Source organism: Sphingobacterium bovistauri (assembly GCF_020295405.1).
Taxonomy (GTDB): domain Bacteria; phylum Bacteroidota; class Bacteroidia; order Sphingobacteriales; family Sphingobacteriaceae; genus Sphingobacterium; species Sphingobacterium bovistauri.
Genome location: NZ_JADEYP010000010.1, coordinates 39,299 through 64,558 on the forward strand (window position 1 = coordinate 39,299; position 25,260 = coordinate 64,558).

Consider the following 25,260-nt stretch of genomic DNA (forward strand, 5'->3'; position numbering starts at 1 on the left):
TCTAAATATCACTCAATTTAAATATTTCTTTAAGTCGAATTCCTTTTTCTGTTTGTTGTAATGTACAGCATTCATTAACAGGGTCATGTTCTAAGAATAAAATATATTCATTATCTACAGCTTCTTGCCAATAGTTTTGCCTTTCGTCCATAGTCACCAATGGTCTTACATCATAGCCCATTACATAAGGAAGCGGTATATGACCAACAGAAGGAAGCAAGTCTGCCATATATAAGATCGTTTTACCTTTATATTTTATTTGTGGTAACATCATGGCTTCCGTATGCCCAAATGCAAATCGCACATCTATTTCATTTGAATATGATTCTCCCTCGGTTATGAAATTTAATTGACCTGACTCCTGAATTGGGGCTATATTTTCTTTCAAAAATGAAGCTTTCTCTCGAGGATTCGGGGTTGTGGCCCAGTCCCAATGCTTCTCATTACTCCAGAATTTTGCATTTTTGAAAGCTGGTAATAGTTTATCACCGTTTCGTTTGATTGCTCCACCACAATGATCGAAATGTAAATGTGTTAGAAATACATCCGAAATATCATCTCTGTGAAAACCATATTTAGCCAGTGACTTATCTAATGTATCATCTCCATGTAAATAATAATGTCCGAAAAACTTTGCATCTTGCTTATCTCCTAATGCTGTATCAACTAAGGTCAATCTATTACCATCTTCAATTAGCAAGAGTCGATTTGCCCAAGTACAAAGATTATTCTCATCGGCAGGATTGGTACGTTGCCATAATGATTTAGGAACAACACCAAACATTGCACCACCATCCAATTTGAAAAAACCTGTATCTATAGTAAATAATTTCATGTTAAGAACCCGATTAGTACTGTCCCAAAGGTATCAAAATTATAAAGTAACTTATTTGTTTTGATAGAAGGATTTTGTTTTTTGTTCTAAATGTTGAATTAAATGCTCTATATAATCTACTTTATTTAATTGGCTAGCAGCATTCAATGCTCCTGGACTAAATACATTTATTTCCATTATTTTGTCGCCTACAATATCTAATCCAACTAAGTACATACCGTCTTTTTTGAGTTTATCTGATACTTTTTTCACTAAATTCAAAGTTGCCTCTGTTACGTTTGCTACCTCTGCTTTTGCACCTTGATGAATATTGCTCCTTATTTCACCTTTCTGCTGCACACGTTGAACAGCAGCATATTTACCATCAATAACAATTGGTTCACCATCTAATAAAAAAAATCTCATGTCACCTTTGGTGGCTTCAGTAAGATATTCTTGTCCTATGACATAACCATCACGCGCAATTACGTCGACTGTTTGTTTTAGGTTATGAAGTTCATTAGGACTAATCATAAAGACATTTTTACCACCTGATCCTTTAAGTGGTTTTAGAATGATTTTATCATTTTGTTTATTTTGGAAATCGAGAATATCATTATAATTGCGTGTTACAACTGTTTTCGGCCTTATTTGTCTAGGAAAATTTTCGAGATAAAGCTTGTTGCTGGCTTGAATTAATTCATCAGGGTCATTTACCACAAATCGTCCAAGTTTCTTTAATAATTGTGCAAATTGTAGCCCCATAGCAGGTGCCCATGGTCTATTGTGCATATCCATAACAGGATCAAAGCGTAACCATAAAACATCAACATCCAACATAGAAACTCGTTGTTTATCGATCTTTTTTAATCGATCTAAGAATTCTTCGTTATTTTTAAATTGTTCATGAGGTTGAATTTCTCGGACATGTGCATCTATTTGTGTGTCATCTACATAAATAAAGTCTGCCAAACCTATGTACATAATTATATGACCACGGCCTAATGCGTGTAAAGCCATTTTTGTTGTCGTAAAATTAGCTTCCTCTTTGTGGGTCTGATTAATTAAAAATGCAATTCTCATAGATTTATTTAATAAGTTTAAAAATGGATCCTTCTTGTTTAATTTTTTGTAATCTGCTAGCATAAGGTTTGGACAAATACCGAGGTATGACCGCTGGATGCTTCAAGTATCCTCTTTGAATTAAGTCTTGAATAAGTGGGATGTAATCTTTGCGTATTTTTCCAATTGTTAAAATATGGATATCACTACCTTCACGTATATAGTCGATTAATTCAATTAGACCTTGTAGATACACCGCATCCTTCGTAAGTCCACCACCTCTGTATACGCGCATAGTAATCATAAATGCATTATACTCATTAAAATGATATTGTTCTACTAACATCAAAAACGTATCTTGGAAGGTATTTCCCATTAACATTTTTCGCACAGCAATAACTCTTGCAGCTAATGTTTTAAGTCTTTCATTGTTTAGCCCATCAACCATGTATTCCGAGAATACAGCTAAACCTTCTTGCAATTTTTCATAACCAGGAACGCCTAAGCTGAATAACTGGAGTGATTGAGATTTTCCATTAAAATACGTTGCTATATGTGTTCCTACCTCATGTTGAATCAATGCTTCAGCTCTGTCCTTATTTATTCTATAGTTTGTACTTATATTCAAAACACCTCGATTTACCATGACACCAGATACATCATTACGTACACGCACACTCGTGCTTAACTCAGGGTATTGTGCACGTAAATATTCTATTTCATCACTAGCTAGCTTTGCAAATTGATGTGCATTTAATTTTTCTTCACTTCGATGTATAATAGAAGTATTGTTGTCAATAACAGTGATTATTGCCTCCGCAACATGAAGTAATTTATCACTCACATTGCCAAATATGTGAAGGCTTCCGTGTACAAAATCAGGCGTATTACGATCGTCAAGCATTGACATCATTTCATCTAATTCACGTCTTTTATCTCTAAAAAGATAAGCAATATTAGGATCGAGGATATCTTCTATGGGCAGGTTGTATAAATTCCGTTTGACTAGATCAGGGTCAATAGGCATGGGGCGATATTGAAAGGATGGATTTTTTGTAAATCGGCTATTTTTGAAACTTTCCCAAGCCTCTTGGACGTTGGTGGGGGTAACTAACATCAGAAAATCAAATCGATTGCTCTCTGTTACTAGAGCCTTGTCAATTTCAAAAATATTCTGTGTTATTTCTTTATGTATGTTTAGTTTGAACTTAGCGGGGTTTATATTTGTATATAAACGAATATATTCAAAGAATGTACGTGATAATGTCTTGCTCAGAGACTCTCTAAAATGTCTTTCAATAAGAGGGAGTATCTCGCTATCATTTATTAGATAGATATTTTTGACCTCTAAACCTATCAAGTATATGTTATGATCTTGTAATTCATTTAATGTAAATAATGCATTGAAATTTGGATTATGAGGAGTTTTTCTTCCTTTGGTGATACTCACATTGAGTTCTTTAGCCTCGATAGCTAAATTCTTATTAATGTATTCTGCTAGGGGAAGCGCTACTTTTTGCGCTATATGTATAGATACATCAGAATCAGATTGATTATCATCCCAAATTTCAATAATCAGACAACTTCCAAATTCTTCTTTAATGATTAGCGCAATCTGATGGATAAAGTGATCTAATTCGATATCATCATATTTGAGAATAATGCTCGAAAGTTGAGATTTCGCCAAATCTGCAATCGTATTTTGGCGATTTGTTTCAGTTTTAATACGATATAAGAAGAAATAGGGGACAATCTTATTAAATACAATCTTACCGACATTCGGAATTTGTTCATGAATTGAACTTTTGTTGCGAATGGATGATTTGATATGTTTTAATAACTTTTCTTGCACAAAATTCTATACTTGTATTTTTAGTAAATAAGGACGTAATGATTCTACAGTCTCTTTTAATATTTGATTATATTCAGACAATTTATCGTGATAGACTTCACCTGTCCACTCGTTCATAAAATCTTTTCGAAATTCAATAGAAATCACACATCCTAATTCTCCCAGTTGTTTTAAAATGTGCTTCGCGAGATTTCCGCCTTTAAATTTTATGTTTTCTCTTACATCAATATCTTTGTTATTTAGTTTTAGTGATTTCAAAGTAGTAGAAAAATCATCAATAAAATCTCTCCATTTTTCATTGTTATACAGTGTCCCTAAATTAATTTGTGGATTTAGGTCCGTATTTATTATTTCATCAGCACTTTCACGTTTTGCGTTATAGCTATGAATATCCAATATCACGAAAAAACCAAATTTCTTTATTGTCGTAGCAATATGTCTTTCAATAGTATAATAGAGTGATTGATGATGTCTATATAATTCTAACAAATAATTTGATGGAAAGTTTGGAAGAAAAACTTTTAATCCCCAAGCTTGCTCTGGGTTTAAATAAACTGAGTTTTCTACCTCTCTATTTAAATCAACTTGGAAACGGGATGTCTCAACTATGAATTGATTTACTGGTAGATCACCAATAAGGGCAGTGTACGGATCTTCTTCACGCAAGCGCTGTTTATCAGTTAATGCTATGTATGGCTTTAAATCCTCACTAATAAGGTGTCCATCATGAATAGCAAAAGACCAAAATGGACTATCTGCATTCTTTATTTTGTATTCAATTTGTAGAGACATTATGAAAGCTTTTTAACTAAATAATTAACAAGCAATCATGAAGAATAGTTTGGGACTATTTTAATTATTTAAAATTGAGCTTTTCCATAAATAATTTTTATTCCCAAATAAAAGTTTCTTGGGGCTGCAGCATTAAAATATCGACCTCCGAATGCGTTAATGTCATTACCTAAGCTATAACGTTGATTTAATATATTATCACTTCCCAAAAAGAACGTCGTGCTAGATTTGAAAATTTTTAAATAAGATGACCAGGTTAGTTTGGCTTGTAACAAGTCATATTTTTCAGCAAAGACAGTATTCGCATCATCTAATGGAATTGTAGATGTTTGATTATGGTTGATATTTAATTGAAAATGTTTATCAAAAGATATAAGAATTGAATTATTCCATGTCCAATCTGGTACCGATGTAACTTTATTTCCCGAATAATTCTTATCCAAATTAGTGTAATCTCCAAAACGATAATGATTGTATGAGGTGGCAGAATTGAATTGAAGGCTTTTAATAAAGCTATTATTGAAAGCCCAGTATGTCCAGAATGATAATTCTATTCCTTTTTGATTTATTTCACCAGCATTTGAATAAAATTCTACCCCAGAATCATTAAGTCTTCGTACTATACCGTCTTTCATATCATATTGATATAGACTCAAATCAAATAGCCAACGTTGACTTTTATCTTTGATTTTATAACCTATTTCATAGTTTATTCCACTTTCGGCTAGCAAATTTCTATTTATTGTATTGTCTGAGGACCGTACTTCAGCTAGTGTAGGGGTAGAATATCCTTTTGATATCGAGCCTCGGACACTCATTAGCGAACTAAGATGATACGATGATGCGATTCGGGGCATCCAAACATCCTTAAAATTTATTTTACCGGTAGACAAATTGTCTGCTGGAAAAAGGTTTTCAAATAGGATTTTATTTTTATTCAATCCTAAAGAACCTTCCATTAGCCAATTATTTGTTAAATCAACTTGGGCCCTAGTAAAGTAATTTGTTTGTGTATTGTCTAATAAATCTTGGGCTTGTGGATTTCCAACAATACCTTTATTATTATCAAAATTGTAGATTTTATTATAGCCTTTTACTGTTTCTAAACCAAATTGGAATTGTATAGGCAATTTAGTGTCATTGTTGATGTACGATAAAAAAGTTCTAGTACCAATATTTTTTTCTATTCTGAGCTCATAATTAGTGATAAACGGATTTTCAAAATCGGTATAAGATCCAAAAAATCCTATATAATGGCTTAGTTTTGAGCTTATCTTATACTCATGAGATATCCCGCCATAAAATGTTTTATTGTAAATCGTTGCATTTTGTTCTTGCGCACTTGGATTTGGTCCTGCAGCTGGACGTGCAGCCTTAGGATTATCTTCGTATTGACTTAATGTTAGACCTCCCGGTGTTTGGTAATTCAAATCAGTATATAAGGCAAATAATTTAATATTTCCCTTTTTACTATATGTAAACTGGTGTGCGGTTTGTATGGTGCTTCTAGTGAAAGCTGAATGGTCTCGATAGCCGTCTGAATGTAGGTAGGATTGGTTAATGGCAAACTGATATCTATCATTCAATTTTTTGGTTATCCCTAAATTCTCTTGGAATAAACCATAAGAACCTGATGTTAATTGCAAACTTATTTCCTCATCGTTGTTATTACTTCCCAACCCCAAAGGATTAACACGAATTACACCACCAGAATTAGCTCCAAAAAGAGATCCGTCAGGACCTTTAATTATATGCATATTGTTTATTGAAGAGGGATCTAATAGATTCAAATATGTATTTCCTCCTGCATCTGTAAAAGGGAACTCATCAATATATAATTTGGTGTTTCGTATACCAAAAGGAGACCGTATTAAGCTTCCACGCATTGCTAATCTATATGAACCAGGTGATCTTTCCTCCATACGAACTCCAGCTACATTATTGATGGCGGACGTGAATGAAATTGGACTTTGGGCTGATAAGATGTTTTTAGAAATCGTATGTCCACTATTTGTAAGCTGTAGAATAGATTGCTTGTTAAAATATTGAATGACCTCAACAGGCTGTAATTCAATCTTGGTTGAATCTACAATAGACTCTTGTCCAAAAGCTAAAGTATAAGGCAGAATTAGAAAAAAAAGCAAACTGAATTTCATAAAATTGAGGTGTCCTAAAAAGCTTCATTAAGTCCTAAAAATAAGCCTTTTTGACCAAATTTACCAAACGCATAATCTATACATAGATTGGTTCGAGTTAATTTATTAAATAATATGCGTAAACCAGCACCTCCCGCAGGCTGCCATTGTCTGAATAATTTACTACCTATTTCATCATCAATAGTTTGCATATTTGCGAAAACAACACCACTCAAAAATTGATTTCGTAGAATAGGGAAACGGTATTCTATTTCTGTATATGCGAATGATTTACCTCTGAAATAACCATTTGTATACCCTCGTCCTGATCGCGCGTATGGATCTTTACCAGTACCAGGTAAGTCTAAATAACCTTGATCACCACCGACATTGAAAGATCCATAATGCCAAAATGCTAACACATGGTTAGGTCGATAGTTAGACAGTTGCCAATATTTACGGAAGTCAGTCAGCAACTGAAAACCTTCTTGTGAACTACCAAGCCATGTTTGATTTGCTCTCAAAACTATATCTGAATAAATACCTTTATATGCATTGTTTGGATTATCTCGTGTCATGTATTGAACATTAAGCATTAAGCCGTTATTATTGTTCATATGTGGATTATAGCCTTTGCGATCGCTATATACATCTAATGGGGTATTCTCAAAGTCGCCTAATGTCTTGATGTTTCTTTTTAAATCAATATAAATTCCTGCTCCTAAAAATAGATTATCAGTTAATTGTTTATATATACGTTCGCTAAATCCGTAAACCGTATAATTATTTACATATCGAATCCTTTCTGGATTATTTAAGATTTGTTCTTCATCAGTAAGATTTTCTAATGGCATGCCTAGTCCAATTCCATAATCAAGTCCTACCATTTTAGCGATGTGAAGACTTCCTTTTAGATTCCAATTATTTTCTTTTGTATAGGTGTCGTGAAATAAATAACCAACTGCTATACCTTTAGTTGTATAATTTAGGGCAGTAGCAAAAACTGACATGCTCGTATTCTTTTTGTCCCCAAAATAAACTCCTCCTACAGCTTTCACGCCTATTTGAAATCCAATACTTGGATTATAGTTTATATTAGGTAAATATGAAATTGGAGAACGCTTTTTTGAAAAATTTTCTTTATTTTTATTTTTTATAGGATTAATCGCTTTAAATGCGTCAACAACATCATAAAGAGAATCAATTTGTTGTATCTGGTTTTGCTTTAGCGTTTTAGGTTGTTGTACAGTATCTAATGGGATATTTTGATCTACCAATTGAGCCTTTACATTATTTAGACCTAATAGTATACATACGATAATACAGAATAAAAATTGGATGTGAGCTTTCAATGTTTTATAGTTATAAAGCTTTCTAAAAGAAAATGAAGTACAAAAGTAAGACATTCATTCAGTAATAACTATCGTAATAAAACAATAATATAAAGATAAGTGTTAAGATATATAAATTATGTTTATATTATGATAATCAGACACGAGGAAAATAGCAACAAAGGTGTATTCTTTGCGATAGAAGATGATAAGAGAATAGGTGAAATGACTTATTCAAAAGCAGGAACAGATAAGATAATTATAGATCATACTGAAGTAGATGAGAATCAAAAGGGAAAAGGGGTAGGAAGGATTCTCTTATTTAAAGTAGTAGATTTTGCAAGAGATAATAATATTAAGATTGTTCCGTTATGCCCATTCGCAAAATCAATATTCGATAAGGATATTGATATACGCGATGTCTTGGCGTAAATTTTTATGTAATTTGGGGTTAGTAGAGTTCTTGAAAGAAATTTCAAGAACTCTTTTTTTTGTTAAGCTTGAGATAGTTTTCGAATTAAATCAATGAAATTAGTTGAATTCGTTTTGTTTAGAATATTTTTACGATGCGTATCTACAGTGTATTTACTTGTACACAATTTATTTGATATTTCTGTACTATTAAGACCTTCTTGTACTAGTTTTAAAATTTCTAATTCTCGTTTGGTAAGTTTATAACAATTTTCTGTGTCCAAATAAATATTACGAGTTTTGTCATAAATTCGATGATCATTGACGGGTCTTATCGCATAATCAGGAATACGCTGGTGGATTACTAAAGTTTTAGTTAAATCGCCAGTATTACTAACTTCTAAAGCTTGACAGGTTTGTTTTATTGTGATAAATTTTCCTTCTGAATTTTTTACACGATAGGTATATGTATATAAATAGTTGAAATGCTCATTAAAACGTAGATCATTTTTAAATAGTAAATCTTTCTCTTCACATTCAAAAAAATAGTTTCTATCGTCTGGGTGCATGCATTCAATTAAATCTTCTACTGTGAATGTTGCCGAATTGTACCCCATTAACGTGTTGAATGCTGTATTCATAAAAGATATTACATTTAGACTACAGTCAAAAATGAAATAGTAACTGTCAATTAGAGCTTTGTTATCTTCTTCAATATTCGTAACTGAACTTTGCTTTTGGAATAGTTCATTCCATCTTTCGTTTTTAATTTCAATAGACATTTTTGGTAATAGTTTGGTTTAGCAAATATAGTTTATTTATCGCGAAACGACATATAAATAAGGATTATGATTATTAATCTTTGCATTTTTGTTAAATTCTATTTTTTATTAAATATCTATAACTTTGTAAAATGAAGAACGGAAAAAAAAAGCAGGAAGAGGTGCAGCCTCCTAGACCAGTTGATATTTATTTCAATCATTTGGATTCAACTTTCGTTGGAAGTAAGCCTCTTTATGCTATATTGTTAACTTTAGCATTTTTTGGAGTAATGGGATTAGTTTGGATGATTCCATTTCCTCAATTTGACTTTCTAAAAAGGATGAACGCACAGACTTTTCTGAATTGGGGTTCCTTTTATATTGCAATCATTATCTATTTGTACCTTAAGTTAGCACCAACTTTGTCTTATGCCGCTTTATTTAGTATAGCTATCATGAGTTTTTTTATTGTACAATTAGAATATGTTGAACGAGATGGAGGACCTACTGTAATTTTGGTTTGTGGCACTTTAGCTTTGATTGGATTAGTTGGTATATGGTTAATTGCTAAAAAGGAAAAGGCATATTCTGGCAAATTATTTTGGAATTTACTAACTATCGGTCCTATATGGCTTTGGTCAAAAGTATTTAATAAGTTAAAAATAAAATATTAATTATATCGTAAGAATTGAGATCCCGAATAGTAAAATGTTCGGGATTTTTTTATAATTTGTTTTGTAGAAATAAATTTAAAGATGAGCCAATATAATTATCCATTACATTTCAAATTTAGAATCTCCACATTCTCTAATGATTTTGAGGCAACAGATTCCTTGGGAAATACTTTATTTTATGTGAGAGAGAAAATACTTACTTGGAGAGATCAAATGAAAGTATATAGTAATGGTACTAAAGATGAGTTGTTGTATGAAATTAAATCAAACAAATTAATTGATTTTCAACAGACCTTTGCGATTACAAATTCACAAGGTGATATGGTCGGAAAAGTTCGTCGAAAAACAATTAGCTCACTTTGGAAGTCTACATTCAAAGTGATGGATGCTAGCGATAGCCACGATTATACCATTAAGGAGAAGAATGCTTTTGTTAAAATGTGGGACGGTGTATTTGGTGAAATTCCAATAATAGGTATGTTATCTGGATATGTATTCAATCCTTCTTATATTTTGTCATCTACAGCTGGTGAGCCTTTGTTTGAATTGAAGAAGGAGCCATCGTTTTTCGGTAGAAAATTTACAGTTGATAAATTAACTTCGAATGATGTAGATGAAGAACGCCTTATATTAAGTTTGGTGGTGATGGTTTTGATAGAACGCAGTCGGGGCTAATAGCTGTTTTTAGAGATCATGAATTCGTATTGTATACTATTGGGATCATTTGGTGCTGGATACTCTTTTGTTTTTCTTGCGCCTATGCGCAGCAAAGCTTTTTGAGATCTGTAATTAAATTCACGCACATGAAATACAACATGATCTAGATATTGAAAAGCATAGTTAATCATTAGATTTTTCATAGATTGATTGTATATGCCTCCGTGATGAGACATAACTAAAAAAGTGTAGCCAATAGCTACACTTTTTTTATCTAAATCTAAATTATAATATGATGTTGCTCCAATAATGTGTTTTGTTCTATTCTCTACAACCAAAAAAGGTTGGTTTGTATTTAAAAGATGTTCAAAAAAAACTTTAAATCCTGAAAACGTATATCGCGTAAAGTCTGGATGATCTTTCCAGATTTCGGAATCCGCAGCTACTTCAAATAATTTATCAAAATCATCTTCTTTCAATTTTACTAAAGAAAGTAAATCGTTTTCAAGGGGCTTAAACTCCATTATTTTATAATTCTTTTAATCTTATTAGATTTTTTAATAAGCTTGTGCAATCCTTCGTAATCCTCTTTCTCTAATTTATTGTGTAGTTTTTGAAGTTGTTTAATATGTTCCTCTAAAACTTCTAACACATTTTCGCGATTTTGTTTAAAGATTGGTGTCCACATGTCTGGAGATGACTTAGCTAATCGCACTGTAGATTCAAAACCAGAGCCTGCTAATTCAAAAATTCTTCCCTGTGATTTTTCTTTCTCCAAAACCGTCAACGCTAGAGCAAACGATGTCAAATGAGAAATATGTGACACATAAGCCGTATGCATATCGTGCTCTTCTGCATTCATAAACAAAGACTTCATCTCCAATAAATCCGTCAATGCATCAGCCAAATCAAATGCATCTTCATCCGATTTAAAAGCTTCAACATACACCATATTTTTGTCTTTGAACAAATTAGGTAGAGCAGCTTCAGGTCCAGAATATTCTGTACCTGCCATAGGGTGGGCTGCAACGTATCTGCCACGATTTGTATGTTCTGCAATTTTTTGTAGTATGTTAATCTTGGTAGACCCCATATCAATCACTACTTGATCGGTAACTTTATCTAATATATATGGAGTTAATTGCATGATAGCATCAACTGGTGTAGTCAATATTATTATTTTACAGGATGCTATCGCTTCATCTAAGTCTTGAATTTCATCTACCAAGCCCAATTGAAGAGCTTTTTTTTGATTAGATTCACTTTTGTCTACCCCAATTACTTTTTCAGCAAATCCAGTTTCTTTAAGTCGGATGGCAATAGATCCACCTATTAAACCAATTCCGACAATAGCTATATTCATATATTGTGTATTACTATTTTTCAACTAAAAATTTTCTTTAATCCGAGTGATAGCTTTATCCAAATTTGTAGGATTGGCACACAGACTGATACGTATGAATTGATCTCCTGCTGTACCAAATATTCCACCTGGTGTAATGAATACATTAGTGTCATATAAAACTTTGTTACTTAATTCATAAGAGTTCCTGTATTTATCAGAAACTTTAGCCCAAACAAATAAACCAACTTGATTCAAATTATATTTACAATTCAGCAAATCCATGATTTCGAATACTTTCTTACGGCGTTCTGCATATTCTTCATTTAGTTGGGTATACCAAGATTTATCTAGGTTTAAAGCCTTCGCAGCAGCTAATTGCAGGGGCAAAAACATCCCTGAATCCATATTACTTTTGAAGCGTAATATTTCTCCAATTCGTGTTTCATTAGCCACCAACATACCAATTCGCCATCCAGCCATATTGGATGATTTGCTTAATGAATTCAATTCGATAGCCACCTCTTTAGCTCCTTTAACAGTCATGATACTTTCTGGAGAATCATTCAGTATAAAACTGTATGGATTATCGTGACAAATCAAAATATTATATTTTTTACCAAAGGCAATAACTTTTTCAAAAAATTCAGTATTAGCTAATGCTCCAGTAGGCATATGCGGATAGTTGATCCACATCATTTTCACTTTAGAAAGGTCTGATTTTTCTAATTCTTCAAAATCAACCAACCAATTATTCGATTGCGATAAAGTATAGGGCACAGGTGTGGCTCCAGTTACACGAACAGCACTAGTGTATGCCGGATAGCCTGGATTCGGAATTAATACTTCATCACCTTCTTGTAAGTAAGTCATGCAGATATGTACGATTCCTTCTTTAGATCCTATTAATGGTAAAATTTCTGTATTTGCATCGAGATTAACACGATAATATCGGGAATACCAATCTGCCATTGCTTGGCGCAGGGCAGGAGCTCCTTTGTAATTTTGATAACCGTGTGTATTGGATAGAGAAGCTTGCGCAGTCAATTCCTTGATTACATCGGGATGAGGTGGCAAGTCAGGGCTTCCAATGCCAAGATTTATGACTTGAGCACCCGCTTTGTTCATCTCATCGATCTCTCTTAATTTCTTCGAAAAGTAGTATTCTTCTGTATGTTGTAATCTTTTCGCTACCTGAATTTCCATTAAAATAAATATTTGGTGCTAAATTTATAAAAACTTATGCTCTTTGTTGAATAATTTAGCTACAAAAGTCTATATTTTTTATATACTTTTCATTTTATCAATTGTATGCAACATTTTGTAGGTAAATTTCTAATAGCAGCTAATTGACAGTCATTTTTACTACTTTTGTTTACTGAGAGTTTATATGAATGAAAACATACTTTAGATTATTATCCTTTGCCAAGCCTATTGAGAAATATGCTATTCCTTATATTATATGTACCCTTATTACCGTTATTTTTGGGACTTTAAATCTTGCTTTACTCGTACCATTATTACATGTATTATTCAAAGGTACTGCTGATGTGGGGACTGAGGTAGCGAAAGTAATAGAAAAACCAGATAGTTTTGGTGATTTGGGTGGATGGTTCACGTATTACACAGATAAAATGTATTATGAATTAGGACCATATGAAGCGCTTAAGTACGTTTGTATAGTCATTATCATATCTGTTTTCATCAGTAATCTATTTCGTTATTTTTCACAAAGAATAATGGAAAATCTTAGAATTCATACTTTATTAAATCTAAGAAAAGCAGTTTTTAATAATGTGATGAATTTGCATATGGGTTACTTTTCGAATCAACGAAAGGGTGATATTATTTCAAAAATAGCATCAGATGTACAAGTTGTACAGTTTTCTGTAACAGCCACTTTACAGGTTATATTTAAAGAGCCACTTCAATTGATAGCCTATATTTTAGTGTTATTTTCGTTATCTCCAAAACTAACATTGTTTTCTATGTTAGTGATTCCAGTATCCGCTTTTATTATTTCTAAGATTGTCAAAAAACTGAAATCGCAAGCTAAAGAAGGTCAAGAAACGTACGGAAGAATGATTTCATATTTGGATGAAGCTTTATCTGGAGTAAAAATTATTAAAGCTTTCAACGCAACCGAATTTGTTAAAAATCGATTCAATAACGAGAGTGCGCATTATTCTAAAGTTTTACGAAGAATGGCCCGTCGTCAGCAATTGGGATCACCTGTATCTGAATTATTAGGGGTCGTAATGGTCGCTATCATTTTGATGTACGGTGGTTATATGGTACTAGACGGCAAGGGAGAATTGCAAGCAGCAGAATTTATAACATATATTGGTATTTTTTCTCAAGTTATGCGACCAGCTAAGGCATTGACGGATTCCTTCTCTAATGTCCATAATGGTATTGCTGCAGGTGAACGTGTATTGGATTTGATTGATGAAAAGAATCAAATTGAAGACATCCCTAATGCTGAAAAAGTAAGTACTTTTAAATCAGCTATCACTTTTGAAAACGTAAATTTTGCTTACGGTGATAAACAAATATTAAATAATATTAACCTAAATATAGAGAAAGGGCAGAATATTGCTTTAGTTGGTCCTTCTGGTGGTGGTAAATCTACATTAATAGATCTTATTCCACGTTTTATTGATGTAACCGAAGGCGAAATTCTTTTTGATGGGAAGAATATTAAGATGTTAAATCAAGATTCTTTACGTGCTTTGATTGGTACGGTAAATCAGGAATCTATTTTATTTAACGATACTATTTTCAATAATATTGCTTTTGCAAATGAAAATGCAACCCAAGATGAAGTAGAAGCTGCAGCAAAAATCGCGAATGCACATGAATTTATTTTAAAGGCTTCAGAAGGTTACCAAACGAATATTGGAGATAGAGGCGCTAAGCTTTCTGGCGGGCAACGTCAACGTATTTGTATTGCTCGAGCTGTATTAAAGAATCCACCGATAATGTTGTTGGATGAAGCCACGTCGGCATTGGATACAGAGTCCGAAAGACTAGTACAGGACGCATTGTATAAGTTAATGGAGAATAGAACTACGCTAGTAATTGCCCATAGGCTTAGTACCATTCAGAATGCAGATAAAATAGTAGTTTTGGAAGCTGGTAAAATTGTAGAAGTAGGATCACACACTGAACTAGTAAATCACAATGGACTATATAAAAGACTAATTGATATGCAACAATTTGCGGAAGCATAATTATTTGGTCTATATTATAATTTTCATTGTTTTTAATATATTTGAGTAAGAAGGGAGTAATATATGAATGCTGAGAAAAGGCTTACTTTTTTAATAAATAATCCAAATTTGGATACAGATTTAAAAAGTATAGCCGAAAAAGTACTAGCCGAAGAACGTATCACATTTGACGAGGGCGTAATACTATACGAAAAGGGAGATCTAAATTATTTAGGAGTTCTCGCTAATTATATCCGTGAAAAGAAACACGGAGACATTACTTATTTTAACCGTAATTTCCATATTGAACCCACAAACGTATGTGTATACGATTGTAAATTTTGTTCGTATTCTCGTTTGATTAAAGAGCGTACAGAAGGTTGGGAAATGGATGTTGACGGCATGCTGGAAATCGTAAAAAAATACGATAATGAGCCTGTTACTGAGGTGCATATCACAGGCGGTGTTGTTCCAAAGCAAAATTTAGATTTCTATGCAGAATTCTTTAAACGTTGTAAGGCGCATCGACCGGAACTACATATCAAAGGATTGACACCAGTTGAATATTATTATATTTTCAAAAAAGCCAAATTGTCCCATTATGATGGGTTGAAATTTTTGAAAGAATGTGGATTGGATTCTATGCCTGGCGGTGGTGCGGAGATATTTCATCCTGAAATTCGTGAACAAATTGCACATGATAAATGTACAGCAGAACAGTGGTTGGATATTCACGAACAAGCGCATAAATTAGGGATGAATACCAATGCTACGATGTTGTACGGTCATATTGAACAATTCTGGCATAGAGTAGATCATATGGAACGTTTGCGTCAGCTGCAAGACAAAACAGGAGGGTTTCAAACTTTTATTCCTTTGAAATTTAGGAATAAGGAAAACCAAATGTCACACGTACCTGAAGTTTCAGTTATCGAAGATTTACGAAATTATGCAATTGCTCGTATTTATATGGATAACTTCCCGCATATTAAAGCGTATTGGGCAATGATATCACGTGATACAGCACAATTGTCATTAGCATATGGTGTAGATGATATTGATGGCACATTGGATGATACCACAAAAATTTACTCTATGGCAGGGGCAGAAGAACAAACACCAGCGATGAGTACACAGGAGCTAGTTCAATTAATCAAACATGTAGGTAGACATCCTATTGAGCGTGATACGTTATACAACGTGGTTACGGATTATAAAGATGTTGTTTTTGAAGAAGATAAATCAAAGAAATACTACGCTTTACCTGTCGTAAACTAAATATTATATTTAAAAGTGAGAAAAACTTTTTACTTTATCCGACACGGGCAAACGGATCTAAATCTTAAAGGGATTGTACAGGGCAGAGGCGTTAATACTTCATTGAATGAAAATGGGAGAAAGCAAGCAGATGCTTTTTTCAATGCTTATAAACATATTTCATTTGATAAAATATATACCTCTACACTTGTGCGTACACATCAAACTGTAGAACAATTTGAGCAGGAATTAGGTGTATCACGTGAGGATTTAGTAGGATTAGATGAGATTAGTTGGGGAATCTACGAAGGTAAAGTTCAAGATGAAACCATCATGCAAGGATTTCATGATTTGGTGTCAGCATGGCGAAACAATGATTTAGATGTACACATTGAAAACGGTGAGTCTCCTAATCAACTTGTTAAAAGACAAAAGGATGCAATCTCATATATTTTAAGTAAAGAAGACGAAAAAACTATTTTGGTGTGCATGCATGGCAGAGCTTTGCGTATTATGTTATGTCATTTGACTGGTACGCCAGTTTCAAATATGGATGAATTTCCACATACGAATACTTCTTTGTATGTCTTATCTTACGAAAACGATAAATTTGAAATAATAGATCATTATAATACAACGCATTTAGAGGGGTTGGAATGAGTAAAATAAAAGTTTCAGCGGTAAGTTATACAAACACTTTACCGTTTTTACAAGGTATTAAAGCTTCTGAAAAGCTTCTTGATCAAATAGAATTAAGCGTGGATGTTCCTGCTGAATGTGCCCGCAAAGTTATCCAAAAAGAAGCTGATATGGGGATAATTCCTGTGGCAGCATTGACAAGAATCCCCGAATACTATATAATTACAGATTATTGTATTGGCTCAGATGGGCCTGTTGATTCTGTTTTTATCTTTTCTTCAAAACCTATTGAAGAGATTGATAGTCTTCGTTTGGATCATCAATCTAGAACATCCAATGGGTTAGCCCGTATTTTGTTGAAATATCACTGGAAGCATGAAGTTGATGTGAAAATGGATGGAGAAGCAGATGCTTATGTGTTGATTGGTGATAGGACATTTGGGCAAAAGGAAAGGATTCCTTATGTATATGATTTAGGTGAAATCTGGAAAAAATTCACAGGTTTACCGTTTGCTTATGCGGTTTGGGTTTCCAATAAAAATTTGCCTGATGCATTTGTAGCTGATTTTAATGCAGCACTAAAAGATGGAGTTTCACATCCAACAGATGTTATTACTGGATTGAAGGATTATCCTAATTTTGATTATAAAGAATATTTAACCGAGTATTTGGATTTCAATTTGGATGAAAAAAAGCGAGAGGCTATTTCTAAATATTTGGAGTTGTATAAAAGCTTAGAGGAAATAGATTTTAAAGGTGTTTAGGTCTCTTTAAAATCTATTTCCTCTAATTTATATTTAATTATGATAATGTCTTAATACCTCATTCTCCAACTCGTAATAAGTCCATTTTCTACTGTGAATAAAAAATTAGCTTTATTGGTGTATCCCTCACTAGAATATTGCCCTTTCACTACCACTTCCTTCTCACTAATTATGGTGTATTCTGGATTTGCAACTTTACCATTTCTATCTAAGATATCCGATTGAATCCATTTTCGTGTTTCTTCTGGTGTTTTCATCTTTCCTTCTGCACCATAAGCTTGTGTTGCTAATTGTGAAAATTGCGCTTTTATAAGATCGGCATTTTCTGCTTGCATTGCTTCGATCAATGTTTTTACAGGTTTTAATATCGTTTCACTTTGCATAATACTTTTGTTTAAATCTAGATTTTGTTCTTTTTTAGCTGAATTTTGTTTTTGTCCACAGGCTATAAGTGTAACCAATAACAAAGGGAGTACTACTATTTTTCTGATGTTAATCTTCATAATATTTATCTAACATGTTTTTGCTTTTACCCGTTTCTAGATTTATGCAATCAAAACGTTTGTACTGACAAAACGATCCCATATCTCTATCGCCATTGATGAAAATTCCACCTACCAAGACCACATATTTACAAGGATAATTGGTTTCTTTTACCAGAACAGCAATACGCTCATCAATTGCTTCGTACATTACTTCAGTAGCTTCAAAAATTTGATTTTCAGCTTTCAAAATCCTTTCTTTTTGATGTAAGAAAATTTGCTCAATTGTATTCATCTGAAAATCCAATGAAGTAACATTTCCTTCGATAATTTTTCCATCAATTAATTTACCTAAAGCACCTTTAGCTGCACCACAACATGCGGAATTAGCACTTTGACCAATTCTATAGATTTCGCCAATTGTTCCTTCTTTGGTAATGCCAATATGCGGTGCGTAAAAGATGATCACCGCACCATCCTCGGGTACGTGGTGCGCAAATGCATTCATACCCGTGATACCTACAAATGGAAATCCGTTTAAGCCACCCAAATGAAAAGGCCCAAGCATTTCCAACGCTCTTGGAGGATATTGAATAGCGTTTACATCGTCGCAACACATACTATCTGCATGCATAAGTTGTTTAGGTTTTAATCCTATTTCTTTTTCAATTGTATCTAACAACCGATTGACGGTATCTATAGAAGTTAATGCTTTTGGATACCATGTTCTTACTATTTCTAAACTCATATTTCTAGTTGTAAATGGTTAATTCTTTAAATAATGAGGTGTAATTTATCAGACCTCATCAACCGTATTAAAGTAAAATATTATTTTGAGGTTGCATCGCGGACGGAAGATCAGTTTCACCCAACATTTCTCTTAAATCAATTTCGATATTGCGTGAAATCTGTGTAATTGGAATATCATTGGCATTACCTTCAAAAGGATTCTCCGTACTTTCACCAATCTGCTCTAACACCAAGAAAATCCAGCCAACCAACACACTCAGGGGAATCGTCAACCAGATATACCACTCTCCAAATTTTTCTATATTTTTTGATAATTCTCCAATGAATCCCAATGGAATCAAAAAGCATAAAAGGTTAGTGAAATATAGGTTAATGCTAGAGAATTGACGAGGGTATGGAAAATTTTTAATACGTTCACATTTTCCTTGTTGGTCGTATAGGTCTTTAATTTGATTCTCAAAAGCTACATAATTATAGTCAGCAATTGCTCCTTGTTGGTTCAATTTTTTAAGTTGATCCGATTGCTGCGCTAATATTTGTGTGGCTCTATTTTTGGTGGATAGAATGTAATGTAGCTCTTTTTCCGAAAGAAAAGGTTTGAGTTCATCTTCTAACTTGGTTTCCCATTCCGGCACTTTGTAATATTTTAAGTAATTTAAATTGTAGTTTTTTGTTTTAACATTTTCCCACGATTTAGGTTCACGAAGTTGGAAGCGTAAAGCCGTTAGCCATGCAAAGTGACGATAGATTATTTCTTGTTGCAATTGTTTATCTTGATCGTAATTTTCTGTACGTACAAAATCTTTTGTCATGATGCCAAAGGTGCGGCTACTGTTGATAATTGCACCATATATTTGCCGCGCTTCCCAAGTACGGTTGTAGGTTTGGGTATTTTTAAATCCCGAAATAAAAGCGGTAGCTGTACCAATCAATGCAACAGGAACCCAAGGGATAGCCAACCAATGCCAGCCTAAGTAATAAAAAAGCAATGTTGGAACCAGGCTTAATATGAGCATTTTGATGATGCTGTGTCTGGTCCAAGGGATAAAATGTTGTAGTTTATAATGGCTTGATATATTCATTTATTACGTTTTAATGGCTCATTCCTGTTATTTTCAATTCTTCCAAATCCAGTTGAAATTCAGCATGTCTAATTTCTTCATCGGCGTAATAAGGATCTTTTTTTAGTAAGAATAGCTCTTTCCGTTGATTTAAGATTACATCCAAAATCATCTGTTGATATAAAATGATACCTTCATTTTTAGTATGTGCACATTCTAATGAATTAAGGCGCTCTGCTGTATTTTCCAATTCATTTTCTAGATTTTCTTTGTAAATCTGAATCAATTCATTCGAAGTAACGTAGCTACTGTACTTATTATTAATTAATGCTATTGCAACTTTGCTTAATCGCAATTGAATATTAGCGCGTTGTTCTTCTTCATCAGCTATAGAATCAATTTCTTTTAATTTGATCAGTTTAATAACAAATGGAAGGGTTAATCCTTGGAAAACTAGTGTTACGAAAATGACTACAAATGTGATAAAGATGATTAAATTACGTTGTGGAAATGCTTCCGTTTTATTTAACATCAAAGGGATAGATAAGGCAGTAGCTAAAGATACTACACCGCGCATACCTGCCCAACTGATGATTAATGGTCCTTTCCATCCAGGTGAAGGATCTTTACGGATTTTGTTACTTAGCAAACGAGGAATATGAGCTGCAGGATAGACCCATAAATACCGAAGTAAAATAACGACTACACTAATGATTAAGCCATATTTTATTCCATCTTCAATGGAATATTCTCCTAAGCCAGCAACAATTACGGGTAATTCTAATCCAATAAGTATAAATACCAAAGCATTCATTAAAAAAATCATGGTGGTCCAAACGCCTAACATATTCAACCGTGTACTTCCAGTATTGAAAACTTCATGCGCTCGATAGGACATAAAAAGCCCACCACTGACTACAGCCATGACTCCAGAATAATGAGAATGTTCAGCAGCTAAAAATAGTATATAGGGAGTCATAACCGTTAATGCGGCATCAATAGCTGGTGTCGTAGGTAAGTAGCGATGAATGACATACATTATATTAGCGCCTAGTAATCCAACAACAATACCCATTCCTGCTACAATAAAAAATTGCCCCGTAGCTTCTTGAAGAGAGAATGACCCCGATATAACTGCTAATACTGCAAATTTGAAAACTATAAGTGATGAAGCATCATTAACCAAGCTTTCACCTTCTAAAATAGTCAACAATCGTTTAGGGACATGTATGCCTTTCAATACTGTTGCAGCTGCAACAGCGTCAGGAGGGGAGACAATGCCTCCAAGTAGAAAGCCTAATGCTAATGTAAAACCTGGAATTAGTGCATTGGACGTATAAGCGACCACCATAGAAGTGAAAAACACTAAACCAAAAGCAAGTAATGAAATCGGGCGCTTCCATTTCCAAAAATCTTTCCAAGATGTATACCATGCCGCTTCATACAGCAACGGTGGTAGAAAAATGAGAAATATCAAATCTGGATCCAATTGTATAATTGGCATACTCGGAATTAAACTTATGACCAATCCAGCTATAACCAAAAAAATAGGGTAGGCCACCTTAATACGTTGTGCTAATAAAACCAACATAATTGCCGCAAACAACAACCCCAAAACAAGCAATAAATCGTGATGCATATTTTTTATTGTGAATTCTTAATTTAAGAACTAATTAATTTCTAACCTACCTACTCATTGATTAGAATAACTTGGCCTTTAAATATTTTTTAAAGGATGTTGCAGATAAATTATTATTAAATTCAACAAAAGAAAGGGTACTTCAATACTTGCACCTTTTAAGTCTTTATTCAATAATTGAAGGCAAGTAATCATCAATATCCCTGCAGCCATTAGAAAATTTCCCCACACAAATGTTTTAGGGTAAAGAATTAAAAGAGAAGCTAGAATTGTTACAGCTCCATTTATCATAACCGCGTTTTTAGAAAAGTTCCACTTTCCAAACATGGTTAACATATCGGGTTTCGCTGTAAGCATAGCCCAGCCGTGTTTTAACCCCAGAAATACCGCAATGAGTATTAACAAAGTGTTAATTATTTTAAGTATCATGTCATTAATTGGTTAAATAAATAATGGGTAAATTTAATAAATAAATTTACCCATTGTTAAAATAGTTAATAAATTATCGAGTAGTGTATCCGCCGTTGGCAAAAATCGTCTGCCCAGTTACCCACCAACCGTCAGTTACTAGAAATTCAACTAACGGAGCGATATCTTTAATATCAGTTAAGCCACCCAAAGCAGACGCCGATTTATGATATGCAACGGCTTCTGGAGCTTCTTGCCCATAGAAAAAAGGGGTGTCCATTGGTCCCGGGGCAACACCTGTAACCGAAATACCTCTTCCCCCAAATTCTTTAGATGCCATGCGCGTGAAATGTTCTACTGGCGCTTTAGCTCCTGCATAGGTAGAGTACAAACCTGTGTAAGCTGCTAATAAAGAAGTTACAATTGTACAGATTTTACCATTATCATTTAATGTTTTGCCGGCTTCTTGGATAAAGAAATACGCCACTTTGGAATTGATATCAAACATTGTATCATATTCCGCTTCTGTAGTTTCCAAAAAAGGCTTTTTCAAAACCATGCCTACCGTATTGATAGCAATATCAATACCACCAAATTGGTTCTTAGTTTCTGTAAATAATTTCGAGATGTTTTCTACTTTGGTTAAGTCGGCCTGAAAGATAAACCCTTCACCACCTTGCGATTGAATGTCAATTAAGGTTTGTTCGGCATCACCTTTTGTAGCATCACTATTATAATGAATGGCTACTTTTGCACCTTTAGCAGCGAAGTTTCTGCTTAATAAACCACCCAAATTTTTAGCACCTCCTGCGATTAGTACAACTTTTCCTTCTAAATCGTTTCTTAACATAATTTTCTATTTGATTTTATAATTCAACAAATCAAATATCTTAATTATTTTAACTAATAGTATGGTGAACTTTTAGGTTTTTTATTTCAAAGAAATCTTTCTGTATTGGCCTGGAGTTGTTTGTGTGAATTTCTTGAAAAATTTAGAAAAATTTGAAGGATCGTAAGTGAGTATGCGAGCTACATCGGCGATAGAATTGTTTTTATTATGGAGTAATTGTTTCGCAACCTCTATTATTTTCAAATCATAAAAATAGCAGGGGTGATGACCTGTTTCTTTTTGAATAGTATCGGTTAAATGTACATGTGAAATATTTAGTTTCTTTGCTATTTGATTAATTTCTAAAAACTCTTCATCTATTTGGTCTATAACATTTTGGATATGTAGATCAAGAAAATCCAAATAACGATTACATAATAGCCTAGCACTAGTGATTTTCATACTATTTAAGAATAATTATTTCTTTTTGAAGCAATAGCTTTTTGTAAGTTATTTGAGATTCATCTGCTAAAAAATCTTTATGTAGTGGTGCCGGTAAAACAATTTTTATTTCTTTTCCGCCAAGAGGAACAAAAAATAATGCACCTTGCTCAATCATTTTTTCATCTATTAAAAGAGTATACTTTTGAATAATTGAATCAAATAACTGCTGCGATTTTAATTTTTCTTGTATGGTCTGAATATTCATACGCAATCATATTATGCTTCGTGAAAAACGAAGATAGGAATTTCTGCATGAATGGTTAGTTTAGTGGATAAACTTGAGCTAATTAATCGTTCAAAAAAATTTCGATTACGTCGCACTATAGCAAGTACATCAATATTGTTATCCAAAATATAGTGATTTACTGTTTCTTCAACAGAATCGCCCTTTTCTAGGAAAACAAAATTCAAGTCTTTTTCTTTAAATGTTTTAGTCCATTTTTCAGATTGTAGTAATACATCAGAGGTGTTATTCGTATTTGTTTTCACATTGACACAATATACCTTAGCATTTACCAAAGAACTTATTTCTACTATTTGTTCTAAAGCGGGGAAATCTTTTTCTTTAAATAGTGTCGTGAATCCAATTTTTTCAATTGGTTTATATTTGGCATTTAATGGTATGGCTAATACTGGTAATTTTATATTTCGTATTACAGATGTTGTATTACTTCCCATTATATCTCCTTGAAATGTAGAGTCTCCATATACACCCATTACTACTAGGCTAATATCTTCATTATCAATTACTTTTTTGACACTAGATAATACAGTGCCGATTTCGAATATAAAATGAATATTATCTGCTTTGATATTAGCTGTTTTAGCTAATTCAACTAATTCATTGTTTTTGCGTGTTGCATATTGGCTTCGTGAGTTTTCTATTTCTTGATAAACAGAAGATACCATATCTGGTTGGCCTGCATGGGCTGCCGAAAGTACAGGTGGAACATACGAAAACAACACATATAATTTAACATCAAATTTGTTTGCCAAATTAAGGGCATAAAAAAAAGCATTATTTGCGTGATCTGAATAGTCTGTAGGTAATAATATATGTTTCATAGTGATATCCTTTTCACTTAAATATACGATTTTTTAGGGCTACAATCAATAATTAATAGCACAAAATATATTATTTTTAATAAGCTGATGTAGCATATGTTTTTATACAAACGTTATATGTATATAATGACATAGCATAAGTGGTTATCAATAATAATTCTTTAATTTTAGACATTGACAATAGACCCAGTTCATCCAGTAGAGTGAGTATTGTTTCCAGATATTTCAAAAGAAATAGTCCACTGACATTAAAATCAGCGTTGGAAGATTGTCTTGCGCAACAAACTGAACGGAGTCAATCTTTTTTGTATAAACGTTTCTACGGTTATATGATGGCTGTTTCATTACGCTATGTGAAAAATGAAATGGAGGCCGAGGATATCGTAAATGAAAGCTTTGTTAAGATCTTTAGAAAGCTCTCTAATTTTGAGATTTTAGAAGATGAGGTAGCTTTAGAAAAGTCTTTTAAAGGTTGGATAGCACGAATAACGGTCAATACATCTATAGATAAATTACGAGCTCAAAAAGTCACCTTAGATATAGATGATATTAATGAGATGGAAATTGTAAATAACTCTATCTCAATTTCTACAAATCTTGAGGTAAATGATATATTGAAATTAATGAATAAGCTACCTGAAATTCAACGAATGATTTTCGTTTTGTATGAAATTGAAGGTTATTCACACGATGAAATAAGTAAACAATTGAATATTCCAGATAGTACAAGCAGAACTTACTTGACCAGAGCTAAAGCTAGATTAAGAGTTTTGTATCAAGAACAATTTGAGGTATTGAATAATATTAAGGTTGGTTAAT

General features: G+C 33.1%; 27 protein-coding genes. 8 read left to right on the top strand and 19 right to left on the bottom strand.

Features of this window, described 5'->3' with window-relative positions:
* Position 1: 1 nt before the first annotated feature.
* The 6 genes from IPZ78_RS06960 to IPZ78_RS06985 form a co-directional block, all read right to left on the bottom strand.
* Entirely contained in the window at positions 2–835 is an 834-nt protein-coding gene (locus tag IPZ78_RS06960; protein ID WP_225552279.1) for an MBL fold metallo-hydrolase, read from the bottom strand.
* Positions 836–886: 51 nt separating this feature from the next.
* The gene (locus IPZ78_RS06965; protein WP_225552280.1) at positions 887–1,960 is read right to left on the bottom strand and encodes an ATP-grasp domain-containing protein; all 1,074 of its coding nucleotides are present in this window, start codon (positions 1,958–1,960) and stop codon (positions 887–889) included.
* A complete protein-coding gene (locus IPZ78_RS06970) occupies positions 1,902–3,728 on the bottom strand; it encodes a flavohemoglobin expression-modulating QEGLA motif protein (RefSeq protein ID WP_225552281.1) in 1,827 nt (608 codons plus the stop codon). The genes IPZ78_RS06965 and IPZ78_RS06970 overlap by 59 nt, the downstream gene beginning before the upstream one ends.
* 6 nt (positions 3,729–3,734) lie before the next feature.
* Positions 3,735–4,520 (bottom strand): N-formylglutamate amidohydrolase, encoded by a 786-nt coding sequence (locus IPZ78_RS06975; RefSeq protein ID WP_225552282.1) that lies wholly within the window; start codon positions 4,518–4,520, stop codon positions 3,735–3,737.
* Between the two features lie 68 nt (positions 4,521–4,588).
* Positions 4,589–6,676, bottom strand: coding sequence for a TonB-dependent receptor (locus IPZ78_RS06980; protein ID WP_225552283.1), 2,088 nt, complete (start codon positions 6,674–6,676; stop codon positions 4,589–4,591).
* A 14-nt stretch (positions 6,677–6,690) separates the two neighbouring features.
* Positions 6,691–8,007, bottom strand: coding sequence for a BamA/TamA family outer membrane protein (locus IPZ78_RS06985; RefSeq protein WP_225552284.1), 1,317 nt, complete (start codon positions 8,005–8,007; stop codon positions 6,691–6,693).
* A gap of 129 nt (positions 8,008–8,136) precedes the next feature.
* Between IPZ78_RS06985 and IPZ78_RS06990 the strand changes: the two genes are divergently transcribed.
* The gene (locus IPZ78_RS06990) at positions 8,137–8,418 is read left to right on the top strand and encodes a GNAT family N-acetyltransferase (RefSeq protein WP_225552285.1); all 282 of its coding nucleotides are present in this window, start codon (positions 8,137–8,139) and stop codon (positions 8,416–8,418) included.
* Positions 8,419–8,480: 62 nt separating this feature from the next.
* Here the strand turns inward: IPZ78_RS06990 and IPZ78_RS06995 are convergent, their stop codons facing one another.
* Positions 8,481–9,179 carry a LuxR C-terminal-related transcriptional regulator gene (locus IPZ78_RS06995; protein WP_225552286.1) on the bottom strand — a complete coding sequence of 233 codons (699 nt, stop codon included), beginning with the start codon at positions 9,177–9,179 and terminating at the stop codon, positions 8,481–8,483.
* Positions 9,180–9,310: 131 nt separating this feature from the next.
* On the opposite strand from IPZ78_RS06995, the gene IPZ78_RS07000 reads away from it, so the two are divergent.
* The gene (locus IPZ78_RS07000) at positions 9,311–9,832 is read left to right on the top strand and encodes a hypothetical protein (protein ID WP_225552287.1); all 522 of its coding nucleotides are present in this window, start codon (positions 9,311–9,313) and stop codon (positions 9,830–9,832) included.
* An 81-nt stretch (positions 9,833–9,913) separates the two neighbouring features.
* A complete protein-coding gene (locus IPZ78_RS07005) occupies positions 9,914–10,507 on the top strand; it encodes an LURP-one-related family protein (protein ID WP_225552288.1) in 594 nt (197 codons plus the stop codon).
* On the opposite strand, the gene IPZ78_RS07010 is transcribed toward IPZ78_RS07005, so the two are convergent.
* The 3 genes from IPZ78_RS07010 to IPZ78_RS07020 are packed head-to-tail and all read right to left on the bottom strand — an operon-like array spanning position 10,504 to position 13,037.
* The gene (locus tag IPZ78_RS07010; RefSeq protein ID WP_225552289.1) at positions 10,504–11,013 is read right to left on the bottom strand and encodes a GNAT family N-acetyltransferase; all 510 of its coding nucleotides are present in this window, start codon (positions 11,011–11,013) and stop codon (positions 10,504–10,506) included. The genes IPZ78_RS07005 and IPZ78_RS07010 overlap by 4 nt on opposite strands.
* Positions 11,013–11,852, bottom strand: a complete 840-nt coding sequence (locus tag IPZ78_RS07015) for a prephenate dehydrogenase (RefSeq protein ID WP_225552290.1) — start codon at positions 11,850–11,852, stop codon at positions 11,013–11,015. The genes IPZ78_RS07010 and IPZ78_RS07015 overlap by 1 nt, the downstream gene beginning before the upstream one ends.
* Positions 11,853–11,876: 24 nt before the next feature.
* A complete protein-coding gene (locus IPZ78_RS07020) occupies positions 11,877–13,037 on the bottom strand; it encodes a pyridoxal phosphate-dependent aminotransferase (RefSeq protein WP_225552291.1) in 1,161 nt (386 codons plus the stop codon).
* A 188-nt stretch (positions 13,038–13,225) separates the two neighbouring features.
* Here IPZ78_RS07020 and IPZ78_RS07025 point away from each other — a divergent pair, with 188 nt between their 5' ends.
* From IPZ78_RS07025 to IPZ78_RS07040, 4 genes are all read left to right on the top strand, one after another.
* On the top strand, positions 13,226–15,064 hold the full coding sequence (locus tag IPZ78_RS07025; RefSeq protein WP_225552292.1) for an ABC transporter ATP-binding protein: 1,839 nt from the start codon (positions 13,226–13,228) through the stop codon (positions 15,062–15,064).
* A gap of 63 nt (positions 15,065–15,127) precedes the next feature.
* Positions 15,128–16,321: an aminofutalosine synthase MqnE gene (gene mqnE / locus IPZ78_RS07030; protein WP_225552293.1), complete on the top strand. Its 1,194-nt coding sequence runs from the start codon at positions 15,128–15,130 to the stop codon at positions 16,319–16,321.
* A 15-nt stretch (positions 16,322–16,336) separates the two neighbouring features.
* A complete protein-coding gene (locus IPZ78_RS07035) occupies positions 16,337–16,960 on the top strand; it encodes a histidine phosphatase family protein (RefSeq protein WP_225552294.1) in 624 nt (207 codons plus the stop codon).
* On the top strand, positions 16,957–17,703 hold the full coding sequence (locus IPZ78_RS07040; protein ID WP_225552295.1) for a menaquinone biosynthetic enzyme MqnA/MqnD family protein: 747 nt from the start codon (positions 16,957–16,959) through the stop codon (positions 17,701–17,703). Before IPZ78_RS07035 ends, IPZ78_RS07040 begins: the two co-directional genes overlap by 4 nt.
* A gap of 50 nt (positions 17,704–17,753) precedes the next feature.
* On the opposite strand, the gene IPZ78_RS07045 is transcribed toward IPZ78_RS07040, so the two are convergent.
* The 9 genes from IPZ78_RS07045 to IPZ78_RS07085 all read right to left on the bottom strand — a co-directional run bounded on the left by IPZ78_RS07045 (position 17,754) and on the right by IPZ78_RS07085 (position 24,441).
* The gene (locus IPZ78_RS07045; protein ID WP_225552296.1) at positions 17,754–18,206 is read right to left on the bottom strand and encodes a hypothetical protein; all 453 of its coding nucleotides are present in this window, start codon (positions 18,204–18,206) and stop codon (positions 17,754–17,756) included.
* Positions 18,196–18,933, bottom strand: a complete 738-nt coding sequence (locus tag IPZ78_RS07050) for a hypothetical protein (protein WP_225552297.1) — start codon at positions 18,931–18,933, stop codon at positions 18,196–18,198. Before IPZ78_RS07050 ends, IPZ78_RS07045 begins: the two co-directional genes overlap by 11 nt.
* 67 nt (positions 18,934–19,000) lie before the next feature.
* Positions 19,001–20,017, bottom strand: a complete 1,017-nt coding sequence (locus IPZ78_RS07055; RefSeq protein ID WP_225552298.1) for a bestrophin family protein — start codon at positions 20,015–20,017, stop codon at positions 19,001–19,003.
* 10 nt (positions 20,018–20,027) lie between these two features.
* Entirely contained in the window at positions 20,028–21,635 is a 1,608-nt protein-coding gene (locus IPZ78_RS07060) for a Na+/H+ antiporter (RefSeq protein WP_225552299.1), read from the bottom strand.
* A 78-nt stretch (positions 21,636–21,713) separates the two neighbouring features.
* Positions 21,714–22,064 carry a hypothetical protein gene (locus tag IPZ78_RS07065; RefSeq protein ID WP_225552300.1) on the bottom strand — a complete coding sequence of 117 codons (351 nt, stop codon included), beginning with the start codon at positions 22,062–22,064 and terminating at the stop codon, positions 21,714–21,716.
* A 73-nt stretch (positions 22,065–22,137) separates the two neighbouring features.
* Positions 22,138–22,893: an SDR family oxidoreductase gene (locus tag IPZ78_RS07070; RefSeq protein ID WP_225552301.1), complete on the bottom strand. Its 756-nt coding sequence runs from the start codon at positions 22,891–22,893 to the stop codon at positions 22,138–22,140.
* An 81-nt stretch (positions 22,894–22,974) separates the two neighbouring features.
* Positions 22,975–23,334, bottom strand: coding sequence for a helix-turn-helix domain-containing protein (locus IPZ78_RS07075; RefSeq protein ID WP_225552302.1), 360 nt, complete (start codon positions 23,332–23,334; stop codon positions 22,975–22,977).
* Position 23,335: 1 nt separating this feature from the next.
* Positions 23,336–23,581, bottom strand: coding sequence for a hypothetical protein (locus IPZ78_RS07080; protein WP_225552303.1), 246 nt, complete (start codon positions 23,579–23,581; stop codon positions 23,336–23,338).
* An 11-nt stretch (positions 23,582–23,592) separates the two neighbouring features.
* On the bottom strand, positions 23,593–24,441 hold the full coding sequence (locus IPZ78_RS07085) for a universal stress protein (RefSeq protein ID WP_225552304.1): 849 nt from the start codon (positions 24,439–24,441) through the stop codon (positions 23,593–23,595).
* Positions 24,442–24,644: 203 nt separating this feature from the next.
* Between IPZ78_RS07085 and IPZ78_RS07090 the strand changes: the two genes are divergently transcribed.
* A complete protein-coding gene (locus IPZ78_RS07090; protein ID WP_225552305.1) occupies positions 24,645–25,259 on the top strand; it encodes an RNA polymerase sigma factor in 615 nt (204 codons plus the stop codon).
* The last annotated feature ends 1 nt before the right edge of the window (position 25,260 follow it).